The organism is Allobosea sp. Tri-44, from assembly GCF_004123845.1.
GTDB lineage: Bacteria > Pseudomonadota > Alphaproteobacteria > Rhizobiales > Beijerinckiaceae > Allobosea.
The window spans coordinates 479,643-503,077 of record NZ_NBDP01000007.1; the positions used below are offsets into that span (position 1 = coordinate 479,643).

23 protein-coding genes and 1 tRNA gene are annotated in these 23,435 nt (G+C 66.7%); 9 read left to right on the forward strand and 15 right to left on the reverse strand.

Annotated features, from left to right (window positions below; translation table 11 throughout):
- Nucleotides 1-130: 130 nt before the first annotated feature.
- From B6S44_RS08775 to B6S44_RS30190, 3 genes are all read left to right on the forward strand, one after another.
- A tRNA-Leu gene (locus B6S44_RS08775) sits at nucleotides 131-217 on the forward strand.
- 485 nt (nucleotides 218-702) lie between these two features.
- Nucleotides 703-2,427, forward strand: coding sequence for a calcium-binding protein (locus B6S44_RS08780; RefSeq protein WP_129156492.1), 1,725 nt, complete (start codon nucleotides 703-705; stop codon nucleotides 2,425-2,427).
- Between the two features lie 41 nt (nucleotides 2,428-2,468).
- Nucleotides 2,469-2,759, forward strand: coding sequence for an SDR family oxidoreductase (locus tag B6S44_RS30190; protein ID WP_129156493.1), 291 nt, complete (start codon nucleotides 2,469-2,471; stop codon nucleotides 2,757-2,759).
- On the opposite strand, the gene B6S44_RS08790 is transcribed toward B6S44_RS30190, so the two are convergent.
- Genes B6S44_RS08790 through B6S44_RS08815 form a run of 6 tightly spaced genes read right to left on the reverse strand, consistent with a single transcriptional unit; the run spans nucleotide 2,750 to nucleotide 7,631 of the window.
- Nucleotides 2,750-3,481, reverse strand: a complete 732-nt coding sequence (locus B6S44_RS08790) for an amino acid ABC transporter ATP-binding protein (protein WP_129156494.1) — start codon at nucleotides 3,479-3,481, stop codon at nucleotides 2,750-2,752. The two genes, B6S44_RS30190 and B6S44_RS08790, sit on opposite strands and share 10 nt — an antisense overlap.
- A 7-nt stretch (nucleotides 3,482-3,488) precedes the next feature.
- A complete protein-coding gene (locus B6S44_RS08795; protein WP_129156495.1) occupies nucleotides 3,489-4,199 on the reverse strand; it encodes an amino acid ABC transporter permease in 711 nt (236 codons plus the stop codon).
- A complete protein-coding gene (locus B6S44_RS08800) occupies nucleotides 4,199-4,897 on the reverse strand; it encodes an amino acid ABC transporter permease (protein ID WP_129156496.1) in 699 nt (232 codons plus the stop codon). The genes B6S44_RS08795 and B6S44_RS08800 overlap by 1 nt, the downstream gene beginning before the upstream one ends.
- Before the next feature lie 31 nt (nucleotides 4,898-4,928).
- On the reverse strand, nucleotides 4,929-5,741 hold the full coding sequence (locus tag B6S44_RS08805; RefSeq protein ID WP_129156497.1) for an ABC transporter substrate-binding protein: 813 nt from the start codon (nucleotides 5,739-5,741) through the stop codon (nucleotides 4,929-4,931).
- A 13-nt stretch (nucleotides 5,742-5,754) separates the two neighbouring features.
- Nucleotides 5,755-6,975: an aspartate transaminase gene (locus tag B6S44_RS08810; protein WP_129156498.1), complete on the reverse strand. Its 1,221-nt coding sequence runs from the start codon at nucleotides 6,973-6,975 to the stop codon at nucleotides 5,755-5,757.
- The gene (locus tag B6S44_RS08815; RefSeq protein WP_129156499.1) at nucleotides 6,972-7,631 is read right to left on the reverse strand and encodes an RraA family protein; all 660 of its coding nucleotides are present in this window, start codon (nucleotides 7,629-7,631) and stop codon (nucleotides 6,972-6,974) included. Before B6S44_RS08815 ends, B6S44_RS08810 begins: the two co-directional genes overlap by 4 nt.
- A 134-nt stretch (nucleotides 7,632-7,765) precedes the next feature.
- Between B6S44_RS08815 and B6S44_RS08820 the strand changes: the two genes are divergently transcribed.
- Nucleotides 7,766-8,677, forward strand: a complete 912-nt coding sequence (locus tag B6S44_RS08820) for a LysR family transcriptional regulator (protein ID WP_129156500.1) — start codon at nucleotides 7,766-7,768, stop codon at nucleotides 8,675-8,677.
- A gap of 91 nt (nucleotides 8,678-8,768) precedes the next feature.
- On the opposite strand, the gene B6S44_RS08825 is transcribed toward B6S44_RS08820, so the two are convergent.
- The 5 genes from B6S44_RS08825 to B6S44_RS08845 form a co-directional block, all read right to left on the reverse strand.
- Entirely contained in the window at nucleotides 8,769-9,248 is a 480-nt protein-coding gene (locus B6S44_RS08825; RefSeq protein ID WP_129156501.1) for a YHS domain-containing (seleno)protein, read from the reverse strand.
- A 20-nt stretch (nucleotides 9,249-9,268) separates the two neighbouring features.
- Nucleotides 9,269-9,754, reverse strand: a complete 486-nt coding sequence (locus B6S44_RS08830) for a hypothetical protein (RefSeq protein ID WP_129156502.1) — start codon at nucleotides 9,752-9,754, stop codon at nucleotides 9,269-9,271.
- Between the two features lie 25 nt (nucleotides 9,755-9,779).
- Entirely contained in the window at nucleotides 9,780-11,165 is a 1,386-nt protein-coding gene (locus B6S44_RS08835; protein ID WP_129156503.1) for a tetratricopeptide repeat protein, read from the reverse strand.
- Nucleotides 11,166-11,235: 70 nt separating this feature from the next.
- Nucleotides 11,236-12,435, reverse strand: coding sequence for an OpgC family protein (locus tag B6S44_RS08840; RefSeq protein ID WP_129156504.1), 1,200 nt, complete (start codon nucleotides 12,433-12,435; stop codon nucleotides 11,236-11,238).
- Nucleotides 12,435-14,084, reverse strand: coding sequence for a thiamine pyrophosphate-binding protein (locus B6S44_RS08845; RefSeq protein WP_248309501.1), 1,650 nt, complete (start codon nucleotides 14,082-14,084; stop codon nucleotides 12,435-12,437). Before B6S44_RS08845 ends, B6S44_RS08840 begins: the two co-directional genes overlap by 1 nt.
- A 178-nt stretch (nucleotides 14,085-14,262) precedes the next feature.
- Here B6S44_RS08845 and B6S44_RS08850 point away from each other — a divergent pair, with 178 nt between their 5' ends.
- Together B6S44_RS08850 and B6S44_RS08855 are read left to right on the forward strand one after the other, a co-directional pair.
- Entirely contained in the window at nucleotides 14,263-14,832 is a 570-nt protein-coding gene (locus B6S44_RS08850; protein ID WP_206735102.1) for a sigma-70 family RNA polymerase sigma factor, read from the forward strand.
- An 82-nt stretch (nucleotides 14,833-14,914) separates the two neighbouring features.
- Nucleotides 14,915-15,556 (forward strand): NrsF family protein, encoded by a 642-nt coding sequence (locus tag B6S44_RS08855; RefSeq protein ID WP_129156505.1) that lies wholly within the window; start codon nucleotides 14,915-14,917, stop codon nucleotides 15,554-15,556.
- Between the two features lie 35 nt (nucleotides 15,557-15,591).
- Here the strand turns inward: B6S44_RS08855 and B6S44_RS08860 are convergent, their stop codons facing one another.
- Nucleotides 15,592-16,902 carry an aspartate aminotransferase family protein gene (locus tag B6S44_RS08860; protein ID WP_129156506.1) on the reverse strand — a complete coding sequence of 437 codons (1,311 nt, stop codon included), beginning with the start codon at nucleotides 16,900-16,902 and terminating at the stop codon, nucleotides 15,592-15,594.
- A 120-nt stretch (nucleotides 16,903-17,022) separates the two neighbouring features.
- Here B6S44_RS08860 and B6S44_RS08865 point away from each other — a divergent pair, with 120 nt between their 5' ends.
- The 3 genes from B6S44_RS08865 to hpaH all read left to right on the forward strand — a co-directional run bounded on the left by B6S44_RS08865 (nucleotide 17,023) and on the right by hpaH (nucleotide 19,693).
- Nucleotides 17,023-17,865 carry a LysR substrate-binding domain-containing protein gene (locus tag B6S44_RS08865; protein ID WP_129156507.1) on the forward strand — a complete coding sequence of 281 codons (843 nt, stop codon included), beginning with the start codon at nucleotides 17,023-17,025 and terminating at the stop codon, nucleotides 17,863-17,865.
- A 157-nt stretch (nucleotides 17,866-18,022) separates the two neighbouring features.
- Nucleotides 18,023-18,886 (forward strand): fumarylacetoacetate hydrolase family protein, encoded by an 864-nt coding sequence (locus B6S44_RS08870; RefSeq protein WP_248309515.1) that lies wholly within the window; start codon nucleotides 18,023-18,025, stop codon nucleotides 18,884-18,886.
- A 3-nt stretch (nucleotides 18,887-18,889) separates the two neighbouring features.
- The gene (gene hpaH / locus B6S44_RS08875) at nucleotides 18,890-19,693 is read left to right on the forward strand and encodes a 2-oxo-hept-4-ene-1,7-dioate hydratase (protein ID WP_129156509.1); all 804 of its coding nucleotides are present in this window, start codon (nucleotides 18,890-18,892) and stop codon (nucleotides 19,691-19,693) included.
- A 43-nt stretch (nucleotides 19,694-19,736) separates the two neighbouring features.
- On the opposite strand, the gene B6S44_RS08880 is transcribed toward hpaH, so the two are convergent.
- From B6S44_RS08880 to B6S44_RS08890, 3 genes are read right to left on the reverse strand one after another with little or no spacing between them, the layout of a single operon-like run.
- On the reverse strand, nucleotides 19,737-20,522 hold the full coding sequence (locus B6S44_RS08880; RefSeq protein WP_129156510.1) for an ATP-binding cassette domain-containing protein: 786 nt from the start codon (nucleotides 20,520-20,522) through the stop codon (nucleotides 19,737-19,739).
- The gene (gene fhuB, locus B6S44_RS08885) at nucleotides 20,515-22,512 is read right to left on the reverse strand and encodes a Fe(3+)-hydroxamate ABC transporter permease FhuB (RefSeq protein ID WP_248309502.1); all 1,998 of its coding nucleotides are present in this window, start codon (nucleotides 22,510-22,512) and stop codon (nucleotides 20,515-20,517) included. Before fhuB ends, B6S44_RS08880 begins: the two co-directional genes overlap by 8 nt.
- On the reverse strand, nucleotides 22,505-23,383 hold the full coding sequence (locus B6S44_RS08890; protein ID WP_129156511.1) for an ABC transporter substrate-binding protein: 879 nt from the start codon (nucleotides 23,381-23,383) through the stop codon (nucleotides 22,505-22,507). The genes fhuB and B6S44_RS08890 overlap by 8 nt, the downstream gene beginning before the upstream one ends.
- Nucleotides 23,384-23,435: the final 52 nt, after the last annotated feature.

The following is a 23,435-nucleotide window of genomic DNA, read 5'->3' on the forward strand; positions in this document are numbered from 1 at the left end:
TCCTAGTGCATCGCAACGCAGCTGTGAAGGCAGCGAGGCGTTGCCGGAGGACGGGCAGATGCGGTGTTGTCAATAAAGCCGGCTTCGCCCGTTGACAGCTGCGTTCGGCCCCCGTAAACGAACCGCCGTTGCCCAGGTGGCGGAATTGGTAGACGCACCAGCTTCAGGTGCTGGCGCTCGCAAGGGCGTGGAGGTTCGAGTCCTCTCCTGGGCACCACTATTTTTCTACCATGCTGAGAACCTTAGGGTTTTTACCCAAAATCCCGCACCACACCACGTGGCGCGGGATTTTGTGTTTTTAGGCTGTGCTTCTTGGCCCGGTGTTTGCCACTCCTCTTTCGGTGCTGGCATGAGCGTCTGAGCGCCAGCGGTCGCACGTCCGTGAGGCCGCGCCCGCTCCCCGGCACGCCTGAGGCTTTGCACACCTTTGCGAACCTGTTGCCGAAGGACGCCTTGTCGAAGGGCTGGCCGCCAAGGCAAATCTGGCCGCAGACGATTTCTTGATTTGGCGGCAGGCTCTCGCCGAGGCTGACGCTTTGCGCGAATGCAATCCGCGTCAGATCGTACGCGTGGTGTTGGCCGGTCGAAGCCCAGAGCCGTTTTCAATCTGACGGAAGGGCCTGCGGCAACGCTCGGCTTGCTTCCGCGCCGCAGGCCGGCAATCTATACTGACCCGTTTTCAAGCGAGAGCAGGTCCCGGCAATGGTTCAAGTCAGAGGACGGCCCGACACCCCCCTGTCGCTGGATCAGGCTTGGCTCAATGATGCGATTTCGCGCGCATCAAGTGCGATTTCGTCCGGCTCTACGATGTCGTTTTTCGACCGCTTCTCACAAATTTCCTACAATCGAAGCACTATCTTCGCGGCTGATGGGGTCTTCACCGAGGTGGGGTGGACTCGGGCGCCCAATCCGCGCGGCGGCCCGGCCTTCGAGACGGTCTATTCGATTGGCGCGTCCTATGGAACGACAGTCCTATATTCGCTCAATATTGCCATATCGGTCAACCTTCTGCCCTTTCCAGCCGTCTATCCTGCCATCTCCCAGATCCTGCTCGGGGATGACACGGTAACCGGCACCAATTTCGACGATTACATTCCCGGCTATGCTGGCAATGACCTGATCGCACCGGGTCTGGGCTCAGACCTCGTCCATGGTGGTCCGGGCCTTGATCGGATCTCCTATGCGGACGCAGTTGCGGGCATCAGCGTGTCACTGGCGCAGGGATATACCTTCGATGGAGGCGGCCTAATCGACCGTTTCATCGAGATTGAAGGCGCGGTTGGCTCGGCCTTCGCCGATCTGATCGGCGGTGATGACGGGGCCAACATCCTGGAGGGTGGCGCAGGAGACGACCAGATCTTCGGGTGGCAGGGTGACGATGTCCTGATCGGTGGAACGGGTGTCGATCTTTTGGACGGTGGGGACGGCGTCGATACCGTTAGCTACGAGACCGCGTCCATGGGAGCTGTGGTGCGCTTCGATCTCGGTATCGGAGCGGGTACCGATGCCGACGGCGACACGTTCATATCGATCGAACGTGTCCGTGGCTCGAACTTCGCTGACTTGCTGATCGGAGGAGACGCCGACGATTCTTTTTCAGGCTTGGGCGGCGACGATATGCTCGTTGGGGCGGGCGGCAATGACTGTCTCGCCGGCGGTGAAGGTTCCGACACGCTCTATGGCGGGGACGGCGACGATGTCCTGTATTCCGACTTCGGTGCGAGGGAGACGCTCTTCGGAGGAGCCGGCAACGACCGAATCTCGGCAGACCTTTTCGTTGTCGAGACCTATGTGAGGGGTGGCCTTGGCAACGACAAGATTCTGTTGAGCTTGGGTAACGACACGGTCTATGGCGACGAAGTCTTGCCCGATGGCAGTTCTGTCGGAGCCGGTGACGACCAGATCGATACAGGCGAGGGCACGAATACGGTCTACGCGGGGGGCGGTGCCGACGCGATCTTATGCGGCGGCGGTCACAACATCGTTTATGGCGGCGATGGCGACGACACCATCACCGTGTACCAGGGCACGTTCAGCACCCCCGGCGCATTCGTCAACGTGCTGCTCGGCGATGCCGGGAATGACAGGATCACCGGCAATGCTGCCTCAGATTATATCGAAGGAGGCGCCGGCAATGACACTCTGGCCGCCGGCCAGGAATATCCAATCACCGGCGTCGTGACCGACCGGTTCGTGTTCCGATCCGGCAGTGGAAATGACGCGATCCTGGATTTCCAGCCGGGCAGTGACCAAGTCGCGATTCCCGTGGACATCAACGGCACCGGTTGGACAACCGAGGCGGATATCCTGGCAGCGCTCCACGACGTCAACGGCGTCGCAACTCTCGACCTCGCAGGTGGTAACAGCATCACCTTCACCGGCCTGCACAGTACGGCCTTCACAATCGCAGATTTTATCATCTTATGACTGCGAGAGTAGTTGGCGAGCCTTGAGCCGCTCTCCCGGGCGTGGGCATCCTAGCGACCGCAAGAGCGCATCGTCGCGATCCCGGACACCCCGAGCGGCTGGATACGCGGCCAGGCCGAGCCGGCCGAAGAAGAAGCGGGTTTCCGGGCCGCACTCGGGGAAGCTGGAGGCCGTCTCTCGGCACGCCAGAAGAGATCGCCGCGACAGTCGCTTTCCTGGTCTCACGCGGAGCAAGCTCTATCACAGGCTCGGTCATCAGGGCCGATGGCGGCGACCATCGCCCGCAATTGAGCGCGGCTTGCTCGCGACAAGGTGTTCGATGCTATCGCTGATGCCCGACCATACGCAGGAAGGCAGTGAGCCGCGGATAGGTCGCGCTGTCGCTGAGTTCCGCCGGCCTGCCGCGCTCGACGACCCTCCCCGCCTCCATGAACCAGATCTCGTCGGCGACCTCGCGGGCGAAGCCGATTTCATGGGTGACGCAAATCATGGTCATGCCGCCGGCAGCGAGCCGCTTCATCGCCGCCAGCACCTCGCCGACCATCTCCGGATCGAGCGCCGAGGTCGGTTCATCGAACAGCATCACTTCCGGGTCCATCGCCAGCGAGCGGGCGATGGCGACGCGCTGGCGCTGGCCGCCGGAGAGCAGGCCAGGCATCTCGTTCGCTTTCTCGGTCAGCCCGACGCGGGCGAGTTCATCCATGGCGCGCTCGCGGGCCGCGGCCTTCGACAGGCCGCGCAATCTGGTCAGGCCGAGCGTGATGTTGCCGAGCGCGGTGAGATGCGGGAACAGGTTATAGGCCTGGAAGACGAAGCCGACGCGCTGGCGCAGGCGGTTGATGTCGAGCCCGCGCGCTGCGACATCCGCGCCATCGACGCAGACGCGCCCGCTTTGGATCTTCTCCAGCCGCGTCACGGTGCGGATCAGGGTCGACTTGCCCGAACCCGAGGGGCCGACCAGGACCTTGACCTCGCCGCGCCGGACCTCGCCGGAGACATCGGCCAGCACCTGCAGCGCCCCGAACCATTTGTCGACGTTCTCAAAGCGGATCATGGCTGCCTCATGCCGCGATGGTGACGCCGGGCGTGCCGCCGCGGTCGCCCGAGATACGCCGCTCGATCAGGCGGGCCAGCGATGTCAGCGCGAAGCAGAGCGCGAAATAGGTCAGCGCCAGGATGCCGTAGACCTCGAAGGGCTGGGTCAGCAGGACGTTGTTGACCTGAGCCGCGGCGAAGGTGAGCTCATGGGCGCTGATGACATAGCCGAGCGAGGTCTCCTTGATGGTCGAGACGAACTGGCTGACCATGCTCGGCAGCATGTTGTGCAGCGCCTGCGGCAGCACGACCTTTATCGTCGTCGGCCAGTAGCGCAGGCCGAGCGAGGTCGCCGCCTCGACCTGGCCCTTGGGCAGGCCCTCGATACCGGCGCGGATGATCTCGGAGAGATAGGCTGCTTCATAGATAACGAGCGCGATCACCAGCGTCTCGACCCCGCCCACCGCCCGGCCGATCACCAGCGGCGAGAAGAAATAGGTCCAGAAGATGAACATGATCAGCGGCAGGCCGCGCACCGTGTGCACGATCGCGGTGGCCGGCAGGCGCAGCCAGCGATAGGGGCTGAGGCGCGCCAGCGCCAGCGCGATGGCGAAGGGGAAGCACAGCGCCAGCGAAATCGAGGCCATGAACAGCGTCATGGCGAGCCCGCCGATCGGCCCGTGCGGATACTGCCCGACGAGGAAGAGCAGCCAGTTGTTCTGCAGGATCTCGAGCATCAGCGCGTCTCGAGCTTGAGGCGATGGCCGGACCAGCTGCCCAGCGCCATGATGCCGAAGGAGATGGCGAGATAGATCGCGGTCGCGACCGCGAAGGCCTCGAAGGTCTTGAAGGTGTAGCTCTCGACCTCGCGCGTCCGGTAGGTCAGCTCGCCTACGCCGATCGCCATGGCGAGGCTGGTGTTCTTGAACAGCAGCAGGGTCTGGTTGATCAGTGGCGGCACGGCGATGCGCAGTGCCTGCGGCAGTACGACATAGCCCATGGCGCCGAGATAGCCGAAGCCGATCGAGCGGGCCGACTCGTACTGCGCCTTGGGGATCGAGCGGATGCCGCTGCGGATGTCCTCGGCGACATAGGCGGCGGCAGCAAGGCCAAGCGCGATCGCCGCCAGCAGGAATTCGCCGTGATGGGCGTTGATCCATTGCCGCGCCGGTCGCGGCAGCAGCGACGGCACGCCGAAATACCAGACGAAGATCTGGACCAATAGCGGCACATTGCGATGGTATTCGATATAGAGTGCGACGAACCAGCCGAGCGGCGGGAACGGGATCATCCGGACGAGCGTTAGGATGATCCCCATCGTCATGGCGAGGCACCAGGCCGCGACCGTCAGCGCCAGCGTGGTGGCAAGACCGATCAGGAACCAGTCGAGATATTTCCCGTTCAGCACGCTGCCGAGATCGAAGACATAGCCCATCCGACCACGCCCCCTGGCGCTCGCCGCGCGATCAGCTCTTGATCTCTTCGACCTTGTAGTCGCGCTTGATGTTGAAGGCGGTGCCTTCGCCGAGCCATTTGCCGAAGATCGTGTCGAGCTCGCCGGAGCTCGCGAGCTTGCTGAGCACGCCGTTGACCTGTTCCTTGAAGGCGGTCTCGCCCTTGCGCAGGCCAAGGCCCCAGGGCTCGACGAAGAGCGACTTCTCGATCACCAGCATCGGCACCTTCGACTGCTTGGCGAGCTTCACCAGGATGAGCTCGGAGCCGCAGAAGGCATCGACCTTGTCCTGCGCCAACGCCAGGAAGGCCGAGGAGGTGTCCTGGAAGGTCACTGTCTCGGCGGTCGGGATCAGCCGGCGCACGCCCTGCTCGGAGGACGAGCCCTTGATCGCGGTCACCTTCTTGCCGGCCAGGCCCTCCAGCGTGGTGATGCCGGAGTCCTTGGTGGTCAACAGCTTCTGCTGGCTGACGAAGTAGGAATGGGAGAAGTCGATCTGCTGGGCGCGCTCGGGCGTATAGCCGAGATTGGCGGCGAGAATGTCGACCCGGCCCTGCAGTAGCTCCGGGATGCGGGCCTCGACCGCGATGCCCTTGAGCTCCAGCGAAACGCCGAGCGCGTCGGCGACCTTCTGGCAGATGTCGACGTCGTAACCGACGATCTGGCGGGTCTGCGGATGTTGGAAGGAAAACGGCTCGGCGGTGCCGAGCGTGCCGCAGATCAGCTTGCCGCGTGTCTTGATGTCGGCGAGCTGGTCGGCCTGAGCGGCACTAGAGAGACCGGCGGCGAGAACGGCCGTCAGGCCGAGAACCGAGAAAAGCTTCATCGTCATCCCCTTTTTATGATCGTTGCAGTGCTTCGCTCGCCCGTCTGATGCGGGCACAGGCCTCCTCGATCGCGGCAAGCGAGGTCGCGATCGACAGGCGCAGATAGGGCGAGAGCCCATAGGCCGAGCCGTCGAGGACGGCGACGCCGGCCTCCTCGAGGAAATAGAGGGCGACATCGAGATCGCTCTCGAGCACCCGCCCGTCCGGCCGGCGCCGGCCGATCAGCCCGGCGCAGCTCGGATAGACGTAGAAGGCGCCGTCGGGCTTCAGGCAGCTCATGCCGTCGATCGCGTCGAGCAGTTCGACCGCGCGATCGCGCCGCTGGCGGTAGGCTGCGCGCGCTTCGCCGACGAAGCTCTGGTCGCCTTCGAGCGCCGCGGCTGCAGCCGCCATGCACATCGAGGCAGCGCCGGAGGTCGTCTGCGACTGGATGACGTTGATCGCCTTGACCAGCCCCTTCGGCCCGGCGCCATAGCCGATCCGGAAGCCGGTCATCGCATAGGTCTTGGAGACGCTGTTGACGAGCAAGGTGCGCTCGCGCAGTTCCGGCGCGATCGCGACCGGGCAGACCGGCTCGCCGCCATCGAAGCGGATATGCTCGTAGATATCGTCGGTCATCAGCGCCACCTGCGGATGGCGCTTCAGGACATCAGTCAGCGCTGTCATCTCGGCGGCGGAGTAGAAGGCGCCGGTCGGATTCGACGGCGTGTTCAGAAGCAGCCAGCGCGTGCGCGGCGTGATCGCGTCTTCGAGCGCCTCTGCGGTGAGCTTGAAGCCGGCGTTCTCGCCGCAGGCGACGATGACGGGCGTGCCGTCGCAGGCTAGCACCATGTCGGGATAGGACACCCAATAGGGCGCCGGCACGATGACCTCGTCGCCCTCACCGACCGTCGCGGCGAGGGCGTTGAAGATCACCTGCTTGGCGCCGCTGCCGACGACGATCTCGTCGGCGGTGTAGGTCACGCCATTCTCGCGCGCGAACTTGGCGATGATCGCCTTGCGCAGGCGCGGCGTGCCGTTGACCGGCGCATAGCGCGTCTCGCCGGCCGCCATCGCCGCAGTCGTTGCCTCCCGGATATGGGCGGGCGTGTCGAAATCCGGCTCACCGGTGGTGAGATCGATGATGTCACGGCCCTGTGCCTTCAGCTCCTGGGCGCGCAGGCGCGCCATCATGCTGGGCGAAGGCTTGATCCGGCCGACGCGCGCGGACAGTGGGATGGCCGATACCGTCACGACGCAGCCTTTCCGGCACCCATGTAGAACGTGTCGATCCGGCCCTCGGCGATAGCGGCGAGCGCATTCGCCTCGCGCTCCTCCTGCTGACGCACGAGATCGAGCAGCTCGGCCGCATCGGTTCGGTCGAAGGCGACGATGCCGTCGGCGTCGCCGACCACGACATCGCCCGGCATCACCACCATGCCGTCGATCGAAACCGGCACGTTGATCTCGCCCGGCCCGCTCTTGTAAGGGCCGCGATGCGTCACGCCGCGGGCATAGCAGGGGAAATCGGACTGCAGGAACGCATCGACGTCGCGGATCGCGCCGTCGATGACGAAGCCGGCCACGCCCATGGCGCGAGCCCGGCTCATCATGATCTCGCCGACCAGCGCCTGGGTCAGGTCGCCGCCGCCATCGACGACCAGAACGTCGCCGGCGCGCAGCAGCTCATAGGCGCGGTGCAGGGTCTGGTTGTCTCCGGGCCGCGTCTTGACCGTCACCGCCGTGCCGACGAGCACGCCGGAGCGATGATAGGGCCGCAACGCCTTCGTCCCGTGCAGCCGGTTCATCACATCGGAGATGAGCGAGACCGCGGCGCTGCGGAACCCGTCGAGGACCGCGCCGGGAACGGCGGGAGAGCTCGGATTGGTGCGATGACCGATCAACGGCATGGAAGATTCTGTCCCGGATGACGTCCTTGCAAAAATTATGTGACATGGCGACGATGACAGAAAGCGAATATAATTCTCGATAGGCATCGCTTTTATTCATAGCAAAGCCATTGCTGGGCGCGGGGGCACGCATCATGAGATCGGCCAGCCTCAAGCAGATAGAGGCATTCTACTGGACCGCCCGGCTCGGCGGCTTCACCGAGGCCGCGCACCATCTCAACCTCGCGCAATCGACGGTGTCGAAGCGGATCATCGAGCTCGAAAGCGTCGTCTCAGGCCCGCTCTTCGACCGCTCCAACCACGCCTTGCGCCTGACCCGGGCCGGAGAAGCGAGCCTGCCGATCGCGGCCGAGCTGCTGGCGCTGGAGCCGCGCTTCCGCGAGGCGGCGGGCGGGGCCGCGACCTTCTCGGGCCCGTTCCGGTTCGGCGCGACGGAGCTCGTCGCCCTGACCTGGCTGCCCAAGCTCATCGTCGCGATGAAGCGCGACTATCCCAATGTGATCCCCGTGCCGGAGGTCGCGGCCAGCGTCGACCTGTTCGGCAAGCTCGCCGCCAACGAGCTCGATCTCGTCATCGCGCTCGATCCGCCGCAACGTGCGGATTTCGCCAGCTTGCCGCTCGACACGGTCCAGCTCGAATGGGTGTCGGCGCCGGGCTTCGGTCCTGAACTGGATACGATTCCGCTTGGCGAAATGGCGCGCTACCCGATCCTGAGCCAGACCCAGGGTTCCGGCCTGCAGAAGCTGGTGCTCGACTGGGCGGTCGCCAACGGGCTCCAGATCAACCGCGTCGTCCAGTGCAACAGCCTGAACGTGCTGGCCGGCCTCGCCGCTGCCGGCTTGGGTGTCACCTTCCTGACCGCCAGCTATTTCGGGCCGGAGATCGCCCGCGGCCGGCTGCGCGTCATCAGGACCGAGCCGCCGATCCCGCCGTTGCGCTACTACGCCGTGCACCGCAAGGGCGATGTCTCGCCGCTGGCCGAACGCGTCGCCGCCATCGCCCAGCAATCCTGCGATTTCACCGCCCGCAGCCTGCCGCGAGACTAGCGGTCGATCGTGCCGCGCTCGGGTTCGTCAGCTCGAGCCGGCCTGCACCCGCAATTGGCACATGGCGAACGACGGCGGACGCTCGTGCTACCTAGCGAATATCCGCATTGCCCAGGCGCGGCCAATTGTCGTTGGCGCGGGCGATGTAGGTCTTCGGTTTGCCGGCCCAAGTCTTGCGGACGCCGAGGTCGTAGTTGAGGTAGAGCCGGCCATCGACGATCGACCAGGCTTCCGGCTCGATCTTGACCAGGTAGCCGCGCGAGGTGCCGTAGGCGCAGAAGCCGCCATAGGCCGGCAGATAGCGCGCCGGCTGCGCCTCGAACGACGCCTTGTTCTCGGCGCTGGCGAAGCGCCAGGTGGCGCCAGCATGACTGACCGAGAACTCCGCCTTGCCGAGCCGTGGCCCGCCGTCGCGGAAATAGGCGACCGGATCGAAGCCGCGGATCGCGACGCCATCGGGCGAGCCGAGCGTGTTGATGGGGCTGGGGGCCTCGGCATGGGCATCATGTGCGATGACCGTCGCCGCGAAGGTCGCGGCGATTGTCAGGATGAGGCTGCGCCTGTCGAACATGGCGTTTCTCCCTGTGATGATCAGGCCGAGCGCGCTTCGAGCGCTTCGAAGACGTAAGCGGCGAGGTAGCCGTAGATGGCGTGGCCGATGAGGCTCATCAGCGAGAGCCGCGGCACGTCGCTGAGCAGGAAATGCTGGCCGGCGAGCGGAGCGAAGAAGCCGAGCGCGATGAAATAGGTGATCACGCCCCAGATCCAGCCATCGGCCGACATGCCGAAGCTCTTCACCCAGCGGGTCAGCACCCAGTAGCCGAGCGGATAGAACAGGAAGCCGGTGAGGAAATGCAGCAGCTTGGCCACCGGCGTCGACAGCGCCAGTCCGAACTGATGCGAAAACAGCGACTTGACCAGCTCCGGCGGCTCCAGCGGGTACTCGGCGAACCAGGCGGTCGGCACGGCCGAGAACAGCTCCCAGAAACCGAGCGCCGCGAAGCCGCCGAGCATGAGGTTGAGCACAGTGCGGGCGGATGGCAGCGCGAGGCCGCGGGACATGGTGGCGCTGGTCATGACGGTGGGCTCCCGTGATTTCGGTTCAATGGACGATGGCGAGCGGGGTGGACGCGACGGCGAGCGCGGCGATGAGACCGCCTGCGGACTTCCCGAGCGCTGCGAGCCTTCGGCTGGCGAAGCGGTTGTGGCCGCCACGCCTTGCCAGCCGTTGCCGCAGCACGATCGCAGCACGGTCGTGATTGCCGGAGCGGATCAGGCTCTCGACATAGGCCTGCTCGAACAGGTCGCGCTGGGCGTGGCTGCCGCCGATGGCCAGGAGATGATCGCGAGCGGTGCCGAGATGGCGAGCCGCCTCGGTATGATCCCCCTCGCTGAATGCGATCAGGCCCAAAGCGGCGAGCGCGCCGGCATAGGCGGCCTCGGCGCGCTCTTCACTTGGGTGGAAACGCGCGTCGAGGACGAGGCTGCGGGCGATCGCCTCTGCGCCATCGGGACGGCCTGCGCCGAGCAGCGAGAGCGCATAATGGAGGTCGGCGAAGACGAGGCGGCCGTCCCGGGCGTGGCCCTCCGCCTTGGCGGCGAGCTCCTCCCAGCGCGCACCGACATTGACGCCGGCATAGGTCAGCCGCGCGAGCAGCGAGGCGCCATTGGCGATGTCGCGATAGTCGTCGGTCTGCTCGGCCCGGATCTCCTTGTCGTAGAGGCGCAGCACCTCGGTGGTCTCGCCGCGCTCGAGATGGAACAGCGCGAGATGCCAGAAGATGTGGAAGCGCAGATTGTTGGCATGAGCGAAGGTGCGGCTGTCGCCGAGCCAGGCGATGCCCTCGTCGACACGGCCCGTCATCTCCAGGACGTGAGCGACGGCATGGCGGCCCCAGGCGTCGCGCGGGCTCAGGGACACGGCTAGGCGGCCGACCCGTTCGGCCTCGGCATAGAGGCCACGCTCCTCCAGGGCGAAGGCGTAGCAGCCATGGACATAGCCGGCGAGCGGGTGGTGTTCGCCGAAGCCAGGCGCGGTGCGGTGCAAGGTCGCCAGCATCTCGCGCTGGTCGCCGAGCATGAAGCGGATGCCATGCGAGAGCTTCAGCGCCAGCACGTCGTGAGGGTGCTTCTTCAGGATCGCTTCGAGCTGTTCGGCCGCTCGCCGCGGCGCCTCGCCAAGCCAAAGCGCAAGCGCCTCGATGACCATGCGCTCGCGCGGCGTCACCGGCCGCTGCGCGACGGCAGCGCGCGCCCTTGCAAGGCAGTCGCATGCGGGGCCGAGCAACTCGGCCCGGGCGAGCGACATCAGCATCAGCCCCTTGGCCGCATGGGCCAGCGCGAAATCGGAATCGGCGGCAAGCGTGCGGGCAAGGTGATCCGGCGCCGCGGCGGCATGCGCCAGCACCGCTTCGAGCGTGTCGTTCCAGGCGAGCCTGGCGGCATCGTTCGCGACGGTGACGCGGTCGCCGGAAAGGTCGTGGTACATGGCAGGCTCCTTTGCAGCGCCTGTGACGAGCGCTCATCGGGGAGTTCGCAGGCGGGCGATCAAACGGCGATCAACTCGCTTCACGGACGCGTGTAGGCATTGGCGGACCGGCGCTGGCCGGCTCTGACAGCGGCTTGGCTTCGGGCTTCGGTGCCGGCCCGGCCCAGGGCGCGCGCTTGAACCAGCCGACCACCACCGCCGTGGCGAGGATCAGGGCAAAGCCGGCGAGGTTGAGCGCCGCGACCACCGGTTCGCTGTGTCCAGCCAGCTCGGCGATGCTGCTGGCGAGCCGGGCGAGGATGACGCTGGCGAGGAAGGCGGCGAGCGATTGCCGGCCGATCAGGACGAGGAGATGACCCGGGCCCTTGTCCAGCCGGTCGCGCACCGGCTCGATCAGGCTGAGCACGAGATAGGCCAAAGCGAGGAAGTGCAGCGGACGCAGGAGATGCAGATTGCTCTTCTCGCTCGCGGGCAGGACGAGATCGCGCAGCGCCTGCGCCGCTGGCCAGTGCTCCAGGATGCCCCAGAAGGACAGCGGCACGGAGAGCACCAGGATCGCTGCGCAGGCCAGCGTCAGCCGTGGGTCGCAAAGGCGCGGCGCCGGCAGCCAGCCCATGCCCAAGAAGAAGCCGATGAAGAAGATGAGCTGCCAGGCAAAGGGATTGAGGAACCAGCCGGCGCCGTTCCAGGGATTGCCGGTCAGGTTGAGATCGCTGGTCCAAGTCAGCGCATAGAGCAATCCGGAGAGCGCGAAGGGCAGCGCCGGGTGCAGGCGGCGCAGCGCCATCATAACCGGCACCAGCGCCAGGATGACGAGATACATCGGCAGGATGTCGAGATAGTCCGGCTGCCAGGTCAGGGTGACGAGACCGACGATCGCCCCGGCGGGATCGGCGATGAGCGGCCCGAACTGCTTGGGGAGCTCGGCCATCCCGAAGGCATGGTCGAGCAGGCCAGCGAGCGCGATAACGGCCAGCACGAGGCCGAGCTGGGCCCAGTAGACCTGCCAGATCCGGTAGGCGATGCGCGCGCTCCCGAGCAGCAGGCCGCGGCGGATGAAGACGCTGCCGAAGGCGAGCGCGCTGGCGAAACCCGAACAGAAGACGAAGAGCTCCGCCCCGGAGGAGAAGCCGAAACGGGCCGGGATGAAGGCGTTCCAGCTGTTCTGCGGCAGATGCGCGACAAAGATGATCAGCATGGTCAGCCCGCGGAAGACATCGAGCCGTTCGTCGCGAGGCCGCTTCTCGGACGTCCGGTGAGCCACACTCATCAGAACGCCCCCTCGTAATCGGCGGCATCGATTCGGCAGGCGAGCACGGTGAAGCCTTCGCGCCGGAAGGCGGCCTGCGCCTCGCGCCGCAAGCCTTCGCGATCACTGACCGTGACGCCATGCCCCCCCATCGCCCGAGCGACCGCAGCGAAATCGGTCGCGCCGAAATCGACTCCGGCACGCTTCAGGCCGAGCTGGCGCTGCTTCAGCGCGATCAGCCCGAGGCTTTCATCGACCAGGACGATGATCACGACCGGGAGCTTCAGGTCGCGCAGCGTGGCGAGTTCGCCGAGCACCATTTCGAGCCCGGCATCGCCGACGAAGCAGAGCACCGGCTTGCCCGAACCCAGAGCGGCTCCAGTCGCAAGCGGCAGCGCACAGCCCATGGTGCACAGCCCGGTCGATTGCAGCAGCTGGCGCGGCCCGTCGCAGCGCCAGATCTGGCTGAGCAGGATGCGGTGCGCGCCGGAATCGGCGGTTGCGACCGTTCCAGCCGGAGCGGCTTCGCGCAGGGTCTCGAAGACGGCATGCGGCCCCCACGCGGACGGCGCGGCGAAGGCGGCACGAAAGCGCCAGCGGAGTTCCGCCGGCTCGCCCTCCGGCCATGTTACCTTGGCGGCGTGATCATCGGTCAACGCATCCAGGATCGTGCCAACATCGCCTTCGAGCCGCAGCGTCGCCGCATGCATGCCGTGCGGCATGTCCTCGGCGACAATATCAATGACGCATGTCCCGGCCGGCCAGGGATTGCGCCAGCCCTGCCGCATCTCGATCGGGTCGTAGCCGGCGAGCACGATCAGGTCGGCGGCGTCGATCAGCGGCCGGACGATCGCATCGGCTTTCGGCGACAATCCGACGCCGCCGATGACGCGCGCGTCATCCTCCGGCACGAGCCCTTTGGCCTTGTAGGTCGTCAGCAGGGGCGCGCCGATCTGCTGGAGACAGCGATCGAGTGCGGCGGCGCCACCCTGGTTGACGAGGTCGAGCCCAGCGATGACCAGCGGCCTCTGCGCCTGTACGAGCAAACCCCGGGCGAAGCTCAGATCGGCGGGGACAGCAGGCTGCATAACCGGTGTCACCGGCGGGGCTCGCCAGGACGTGCGCGCTTCGGCGACCGAGATCGGCAGGTCGATATGCACCGGACCAGGGCGACCGCGCCGGGCGAGCGCGACGGCCTTTTCGGCGACCAGATCCTCGGTGCCGGATGCGGCGCGGAAGCTCGCCTTGACCAGAGGGCGCAGCACGGCCTGATGGTCGAAGACCTGGTGTGTAAAACTCTCGGCCAGGGCCTGATCGACGCAGCCGGTGACGAAGATCAGCGGCACGCGGTCCTGCCGGGCGTTGGCGACGACGTTGACCGCATTGGCGACGCCCGGTCCCAACGTCGCGACCAGGACGGGCAGCGCGCCGGTCGCATGCCAGAGCCCCTCGGCCATGAAGCCGGCGGCGTTCTCGTGCTTGGCGAGCTCGAAGCGGATGCCGGCCCGCTCCAGCGCATCGACGAGGGCCAGCACTTCGCCGCCGGGAATGCCGAAGGCGTGGGTCGCACCGGCGGCCCGCAGCCGCGCCGCCAGCAAATCCGCGCCCGTCACCATCGGCTGTGGGCTATCGCTTGCCGTTGTCTCGCTGCGCTCGAGGTCCTGCCGCATACACTCTCTCCGCCCGCCGCTGCGGCGGCTTGCAGACGAGATCGCAATCGGAAGGGTTTTGGTTACAGGCTCTTTGGATACGGGCCCGGCCAAAGCGCCGAAAGGCAGCGCCGGCTTGTGAGCCGGCCCGCGCCATGGCACGCATTGGCGAGTTCGCGCCATTCTGGAAAAGCAAGCCTTGTCGCTGGACGACCTCGAAACCGAGCTTCGGCCCATCTTCCTCGCCGCGCTCGCCGGCGATGCCGCGGCCTACAAGGTCTTCCTCGATGCGATCAGTGCCCGTCTGCGCGGCTATCTGCGCCGGCTGCTGGCGCGCACCGGCCGCAGCGAGCCGAGCGAGGCCGAGGACGTGCTGCAGGAGACGCTGCTGGCGCTGCATCTCTCCCGCCATACCTATGAGCCGTCGAGCCCGGTGACGGCCTGGGCCCATGCGATCGCGCGCTACAAGCTTATCGACCATCTGCGCCGGACCGGCCGCCACGCCGGGAATCTGCCGCTCGATGACGAGGTCTATCAGCTCGCAGCGCCGGAAAGCGGTGCTGCCGATGCAAGGCTCGATCTCGAGCGCGCCATGCAGGCGCTGCCGGTTCGAACGCGCCGCCTGGTCGAGCAGGTCAAGCTCCAGGGCGCAAGCATCGCCGAGGCCGCGGGCGTCGAGGGCATGACCGAGACGGCCGCCAAGGTCGCGATCCATCGCGGCCTTCAGGCGATGGCCAAGTTCCTGTCGCGGCGCGGGCGCTCGCCATGACCGACTCGAAGACACGCTGCAGCGTAACCTTTCGCCGGCTTGTGGCGAATTCCCTTGAGCCAGCCCCTGGGCGGAATTGGACATGAAGACCGACGAGTTGATCTCCCTCATGGCCGCAAGCCACCAGCCGGTGGACACCGGCCGGCTGCGCCACGCGACCTGGCTCGCGGCGGCGGTGGCGCTCAGCGTCACCGCGATGGTGCTCGTCAACACGCTCGGCGTACGTCCGGATCTGGCGGCTGCGATCATGACGATGCCGGTCATCGCCAAGCTGCTCTTCGGCGGCAGCATCGCCATGATCTCCCTCATCCTGTTCCAGCAGAGCTTGCGGCCCGGGCTACAGCCGCGGCGCTTATTGCCTCTGGCCGCGATTCCGGTCGCGCTCATCGCGGGCTTTGCCCTGCTCACATTGGCGCAGGCGCCAGCCGAGCAATGGAACACACTGATTTTCGGCCGCTATTGGCGTAGTTGCCTCTTCAACGTGCCGCTCTATGCGCTGCTGCCACTAGCCGTCCTCTTGCTGTTGGCCCGCCGCGGCGCGCCAATCGACGGGCGCTTGACCGGCGCCTCCGCCGGGCTTGCGTCCGGCGGACTGGCTGCGGTTGCCTACGCCCTGCACTGCCCCGACGACACGATTCCGTTCCTGGCGATCTGGTATACGCTCGCCGTTGCGCTGGTTGCTGGCATAAGCACCCTGGCACTTCCCCGACTTTTGCGCTGGTGATCCGGGATGTCTGCTCTGGCCTCGGCCCGCCAGGCTCATTGTGCTCTGGCGGCGGTCTCGATCGCGTCCGACATGATTGCGAGGCCGTGGTCGATCTCGGCGTCCGAAACCGTCAGCGGCGGCGCGATGCGGAAGACGCCGCCCATGCCGGGAAGTTTGACGATGTTCATGCTCAGGCCGCGGTGCATGGCTTCTTCCATGATCCGCGCCCCGAGCTCGAAGCCCGGCGCCTTGGTCTGCCGGTCGCTCACGACCTCGAGCCCGAGCAGCAGCCCTCGCCCGCGTACGTCACCGACGCATTCGTATTTCTGCTGGAGGGCGAGCAGCCCCTGCTTCAGCCGCTCGCCGCGCTCGCGCGCCTGGGCAACGAGGCCGTCGCGCTCGACCACATCGAGAACCGTGACGCCGACCGCCGCCGTCAGCGGGTCCGAGACATGCGTGGTATAGAACAGGAAGCCGCGCTCGAAAGCCTTCTGCTCGATCGCCTCCGTCGTCATCACCGCCGCGAGCGGCAGGCCGGAGCCGAGGGTCTTGGACAGCGTCAGGATGTCCGGCGTCACGCCGTCACGCTGGAAGGCGAACATGTGCCCGGTCCGACCGACACCGGTCTGCGCCTCGTCGAGAACAAGCAGCATGCCGCGCTCCTCGCATTTGCGCTTCAGCGCAGCGAGGTAGCCGGGCGGCAGCTCGAGAATGCCGCCGCTCGACAGGATCGGCTCGGCGATGAAGGCGGCGAGGTTCCCCGTTGACTGCCGGTCGATCAGCTCGAATGCATCGTCGAGCTCGGCCTGCCAGTCATTGCTGCCGTCAGGGTGCTTGAAGCGCGGGCGGTAGGAATTCGGTGCAGGGATGACGAAGGACCCCGCCGCGGCAGGCCCATAGCCGCGTCGGCCGGCGCTGTAAGTCGCCGAGGCCGCCGCACCGGTCATGCCATGCCAGCTCTGGGCGAAGGCGACGACCTCGTGGCCGCCGGTCACCAGCTTCGCCATGCGGATGGCGGCCTCGTTCGACTCGGCTCCCGTGGTCAGCAACTGCACGCGGTCGAGCCCGGGCGCGAGCGCAGCCAGCCGTTCGGCCAAAGCCGCGACCGGGCGCGAGAGCATGCCACTGAACAGATGCGCCACCGAGGCCATCTGCCGGTTGACCGTCGAGACGATGTCGGGATGGGTATGGCCGAGCACAGCGCTCATCTGGCCGGAGGTGAAGTCAAGAATGCCGCGACCATCCGCATCGTAGACGAAGGAGCCCTCGGCCCGTTCGACGATGATCGACTCGAAGCTGGGCCCATAGCGCGTCAGATGCTTGTCGGCGACGGCCCAGAAGGCGGGATCGGCATTGAGCGACATCACATTCCCCTTTTCGGCGAGCCTGCCAGCAAGCATCGTTCCAGAGCGCTAACTGCCCTTGCCACAGCAGGCAAATTGATACTTCTTCAATCCGGTATCGATTGATTTGATGGCGCACCGATGCTCGACCTCGTATTGCTCAGGAACTTCGCCGTCATAGCGCGCACCGGCTCGATCAGCCTCGCCTCGCTCCAGATCGGGCGCACGCAGTCGGCGCTGAGCATGCAGATGCAGCGCCTCGAAGAGCTGGTCGGCCATTCGCTGCTGCATCGAAGCGGCTCCGGCGTGCACCTGACCACGGCGGGCCACAAATTCCTGGAGCAGGCCGAAGCCCTGCTTGCCGTCCATGATGAAGTTCTCGCCGAGATGCGCGGGACGGGTCTCAAGGGCGCGTTGAACCTGGGCTGCCCCGAGGATTATTCGATCGCCTTCCTGCCGGACCTGCTGCGCGGCTTCTGCGCTCTGCACCCGGATGTCGAACTGCGCATGGTTTGCGCGCCGACATCGGAGCTGCGACCGCTGCTGCATCGCCGCCAGATCGAGATGGCGCTCGTCTCGCTCGCCGACGCCAGCAGCAAGGAGGTCATTCGGCAGGAACGCTTCGTCTGGGTCGCCAACGAGGCGCAGCCCGCGATACTCCACAGCACCAGCCTGCCTTTGGCATTGTCCGCGCCGATGACACTCGATCACCGGGCTGCCTGCGACGCGATGGAAGCGGTCGGCCGGCGCTACCGGATCGCCTGTGCCAGCAACAGCCTTGCCGGGCTGATCGCAATCGCCCGCTCCGGACATGCCATCAGCGTCCTGACCGAGACGGCCGTGCCGGCCGATCTCCATGTCGTACAGATTGGGCTACCGCCGCTGCCCTCGATCGGCATCGCAGTGGAGTTCGCCGATCAGCGACCATCGGCGGCTTCGAAAGCCTTGGGCGAGCACATCAAGGCCGAGTTGCCAAGGCTTTGAGCCCGCCGATTGACAGCGCGCCACCAAAACTGATTAACATGATAATTAATTGATATGGCGCAGCGCTCGTGGGCTTCGATCCAGAAGCCCTGAGAGCGGGCGCCATGCGTGAATTCAGCGGCTCATCGCCTCGCCAACCATGAGGACGCGATCCTTGATCCCGAAGTTCGTCAGTTTCCGTCACGGCACTGAAGCGCGCTATGGCCTGATCGTTGCGAACGGCGTCGTCGACCTGTCTGCCCGGTATCGGACGCAATGGCCGACGCTGCAGCACGTCGTCGTCGACCAGGCTTTTGACATCCTGGCGGAGAAGGGCGCGGCGCTGGCTCCAGATCTGCCGCTCGAAGGCCTTCGCTACGAGATTCCGACCCTCGCGCCCGAGAAGATCATCTGCGTCGGGGTGAACTTTCCCGACCGCAACGCCGAGTACAAGGATGGGCAGGAAGCGCCTCCGAATCCGTCGCTGTTTCCGCGGTTCCTGCGCTCGTTCACAGCCCATGAGCAGCCGCTGATCAGGCCGCCGGAGAGCGAGCAGCTCGACTATGAGGGCGAGATCGCGATCGTGATCGGCAAGGCGGGACGCCGCATCGCCGAGCGCGACGCACTCGGTCACATCGCGGCGCTGACGCTGTCGAACGAAGGAACACTCCGCGACTGGGTGCGCCACGCCAAGTTCAACGTCACCCAGGGCAAGAACTTCGATCGCTCCGGCTCGATCGGTCCCTGGTTGGTGCCCTTCACCGACGAGGCGCAGATCGCCGACATCGCCTTGACCACCAAGGTCAATGGCGAATTGCGCCAAAGCGACCGGACCAGCCGCATGATCTTCTCGTTCAGGAAGATCATCAGCTACATCTCGACCTTCACCACGCTCGTCCCGGGCGACATTCTGATCACCGGCACACCGACCGGCGCAGGCGCCCGCTTCGACCCGCCGATCTGGCTGAAGCCCGGCGATGTCGTCGAGGTCGAGGCAGAGGGCATCGGCCTGCTCCGAAACACCATCTCCGACGAGGCCTGAGCGATGCTGTCCGCCGACGAGATCTCCGCTGCCGCCCTCAGCCTCGACGAGGCCGAGAGGACACGCCAGCAGACCGGCCTGATGTCGCTGCGCTTTCCGCAGATGACGATGGATGACGCCTATGCGGTCCAGGCCGCCTGGGTCGAGCGCAAGCGCGCTGCCGGCCGCACGATCATCGGCTGGAAGATCGGCCTGACCTCGAAGGCAATGCAGTACGCGCTCGAAATCGACACGCCCGATTCCGGCGTGCTCTTCGACGATATGCGCTTCGACGACGGCAGCAACGTCCCCAAGGACCGCTTCATCCAGCCGCGCATCGAGGCCGAGATCGCCTTCGTCATGAAGGCTGACCTGAACGGGCCGGATGTCACGGTCTTCGATGTCCTGAACGCGACGGACTACGTCGTTCCGGCGCTCGAGATTCTCGACACGCGGATCCTGCGCGTCGACCCGCAGACGAAGAAGGCCCGCACCATCGTCGATACGATCTCGGACAATGCCGCCAATGCCGGCATCGTCACCGGTGGGCGCGCGAAGCGCCCCGATCAGGTCGATCTGCGCTGGGTCGGCGCCATCGTCTCGCGCAACGGCCAGGTCGAGGAGACCGGCCTCGGAGCCGGCGTGCTCAACCATCCGGCGCGCGGCATCGCCTGGCTGGCGAACCGGCTCGCGAGCTATGGCGGTCAGATCAAGGCGGGGCAGATCGTGCTGGCGGGATCCTTCATCCGCCCCGTCGAAGCCCGCCATGGCGACACGATCACGGCCGATTACGGCCCGCTCGGCACCGTGAGCTGCTTCTTCGAGTGAGCGCGCGCTGCGGCTCGGCGGGCAGAAGGGCCTGAGCCCAGGGTCACACGAAAGCGAGCGGCCGGCCGCCGTCTGGATGGGGCATCACGCCGACCTCGATGCCATAGATCGCACGCAGGATATCGGGCCGTACGATCTCCTCGGGCGTGCCCCGCGCCACCAGCCGGCCGGAGTGGAGCGCGACGATCTCGTCACAGAAGCGGGCGGCCATGTTGACGTCGTGCAGCACGACAACGATGCCGAGACCCGCCTGATGCGAGAACTGCCGCACCAGCGTCAGCACCTCGACCTGATGGGAGAGATCGAGTGCCGCGATCGGCTCGTCGAGCAGGAGGCATTGCGCATCCTGCGCGACGAGCATCGCCAGCCAGGCGCGCTGACGCTCGCCGCCCGAGAGGCTGTCGGCCAGGCGATCGGCGAAGGGCTCGATATCGGTCAGCGCCATTGCCTGCGCGACCTTGTCGCGGTCGCGCTGCCCGAAGCGGCCAAGTGCGCCGTGCCAGGGATAGCGGCCGAGCGCGACCAACTCCTTCACCAGCATCCCGGCCGCAGGCGGCGTCTGCTGCGGCAGGTAGGCGAGCTTGCGGGCGAAGGCGCGATTGTCCCAGCTCTCGATCGGGCGGCCGGCGAAGCGCAAGGTCCCGCGCGATGGCCGCTGCTGGCGCGCCAACAGCTTCAGCAACGTCGACTTGCCCGAGCCGTTATGGCCGAGGATGCCGATCACCTTGCCTGCATCGAGATCGAGCGTCAGCGGCTCGAGCAGAACGCGGTCGCCGACCGAGAAGCCGACGCCCTCAAGCGCGAAAAGCGGCTCGGTCTCGTCAGCCATGCCGGTTCCCTGTGCGGTTCAAGAGCCAGATCAGATAGGGCCCGCCGATCAGCGCCGCAAACAGCCCGGTCGGCACCTGATAAGGGAAAGCGACCAGCCGCGCGAGCCAGTCGGCGAGGATCATCACGCCGCAACCGATCAGAGCCGAGGCGGCAAGTTGGTCGCGGCCGCGCGCAAAGCCCGCGAGACGCGCCAAGTGCGGCGCGATCAGCCCGACCAGGCTGAGCGGCCCGGTCAGCAACGACGCGACCGCCGTCGCCAGGGCCGCAACGGCGGCGAGAATGAGGCGGCTGCGTTCGACACCAAGGCCGAGGCCGCGGCTGGTCGCCTCGCCGAGCGGCATCAGATCGAGCCAGCGTACCGCGAGGAAGAGCGGCGCGATCAGGACGAGACAGCCGATCAGGCCAATCCAGACCTCGATCTCGCCGGCGCGATTGGTCGAGCCTGACAGCCAGGTCAGCAGCACATAAGCGCGAAGGTCGCCTTTCGCGAGCGCGGTCGAGACCAGCGCCATGCAGAGCGCACCCATGGCGATGCCGGCCAGCAGCAGGCGTTGCGAGCCGATGCCGGGACGGCCCGCCAGCACCAGCATGACGAGGAGCACGGTGAGCGAGCCGCCGGCGATGCCGGCGAGCATGGAGAACGGGCTGAACGGCAGCAACGCAAGCGCGAGTGTCAGCCCGACCCCGCCACCAGCGCTGACGCCGAGCACTTCCGGCCCGGCCAGTGGATTGGCGGTGAGGCGCTGCATCAGGCAGCCGGCGGCGCCCAGCAAGGCGCCGGCCGCGCCGGCGGCAACGAGGCGCGGCCCGCGGAAGGGCAGCAGGTCGATGAAGAGCGCACCGGTCGCCAGCCCCCAGCCCTGCGGCCCGCGTCCAAAGACAAGGCCGAGCATGGCGACGATCGCTATCGCCGCCGCGAGGATGGCGAGCGCCGGTAATGGCCATGCGATGCGGCGCGTCAGGGCCATCGCATCGACGATCTGCGCCGGCGAGGCGGGAGGCACGCGGCGCATCAGCCAGAGCAGCAGCGGCCCGCCGAACAAAGCGGTGGCGGCGCCGGTCGGAGCAAAGTCGTTGAAACCGGAACCCAGCAACTGCACCGCACTGTCGGTGATCGAGAGCAGGAGCGCGCCCAGCGCCGGCGCCGCCAGCAGCAGCTGGCGTTGCGTGCGCGCGCCGAATTCGCGTGCCAGTGTCGGCGCGGCGAGGCCGACGAAGCCGATGATGCCGACCTCGGCGGTGACGCTGGCCGCGAGCCAGACCGCGACGCCGAGGACGGCGAAGCGTACGGCGTGCAGAGCAAGGCCAAGACCCCGGGCGACATCGTCGCCGAGACTGAGCAGGTCGAGCGGGCGCAGCAGCAGTGCTGCGGCAATGCCGCCCAGCAGCAGGCGCGGACCGAGCGACAGCGCGGCATCCCAGCTCTGCTGATTGAGCGAGCCGGCGCCCCAGATGAAAAGCGAGAGCACGTAATCGCCCTTGGCGAGGATGACGGTCGCGCTGAGCGCTGCCGCGATCAGCGAGACGACCATGCCGGAAAGGATCACCGTCATCGGATCGAGCCCGCGCCGCCAGCTGAGGCTGAGCACCAGCGTGACTGCAGCAACGGCACCCGCCAGCGCGACACCTTCGCGCGAAAAGGCGATCAGGATCGGGGCGTAGGCGGTCGCGGCGGTCAAAGCGAGCTGCGCGCCGGAGACGACACCAAGCGTCGAGGCGTCCGCGACGGGGTTACGCAGGACGCGCTGCAGCAAGACGCCAGCGAGGCCGAGCGCCGCGCCGCAGATCAGGGCGGTGACGCTGCGTGGCACCAGGCTGTGCCAAAGGAGGATGGCTTGAAGCGACCGGGCGAGCTCGCCCGAAGTCGGCAGCGGCGGGCGTGTCGCTACCACAGCGGCAAAGAGCACTGCAGCCACCAGTGCGGCGAGGAACCAGAGGCCGAGATCGCGATGCGGCAGCCGTCGCAGCGGCAGGGCAGCGTCAGCCACGGCTCGCCTCCGCCGCCAGCAGTGCTTTGGTCAGGAGCCGGGCGAACCGCCGCGCTGCCGGCAGGCCGCCATAGGGATTGATCGAGGCGAGCCGTAGCAATCGGCCCTCGCGCAGATTGGGCAAGGCATTCCAGAAGGCGCTCCTCGCGAGCACCTCCAATGCTCCGGGCGGGACCGGCGGGATCAAGGCGATCCAGGCGTCCGGCACACGCACCAGCGCCTCGAGGCCGATCGGCGCCATGGCGGAATAGCTGGTATCGTCGGTCCAAGCATTGGCGAGGCCGAGCCGCTTCAGCACCTCGCCGAACATGCTGTCGGCGCCGAAGACGCGGAAATGCCTGGCATCGCCGAGGTTGACGGGGATCACCGGGCGCGCCGCATACGGCTTCAGGCGTTCGCGCAGGAGAGCGAACTCGGCTTCGGTCTCGGCGAGATAGCGCTCGGCGACGCCAACAATGCCGAGACGCTCGCCGATATTGCGCATCATCACTGCCGCCGGCTCGAAGGGTGGCCGGCCCGGCGCATAGATCGAGAAACGTTCCACCGGCGCGATCCGCAGCAGCCGCGGCTCCGAGCTGGCATAGAAGCTCGACGAATAGATCAGCTCCGGCCGGGAAAGCAGCAACAGCTCGAAATTGACCGTGCCGCGCAGGCCGAGATCGGTGACCGTTCCCGGCACCTGCGGCTCGACTGCGACCTCGCGGAACTGCAGGAGCTCCGGGGCGCCGACGGGGGCTATGCCGAGCGCGAGCAGGGTCTCCAGTACCGACCAGTCGACGGTCGCGATGCGAAGACCCGCCGCCTGCGCCGGTCGCGACAGGGCTGCCGCCGCCAGGATGGCAAGCGTGGAGCGTCGGGTCGGGAACGCCATCGGGTCGGTCATATCAACGGTCTATCACAGGCGAAGGCCGCAGCAGGCGCTG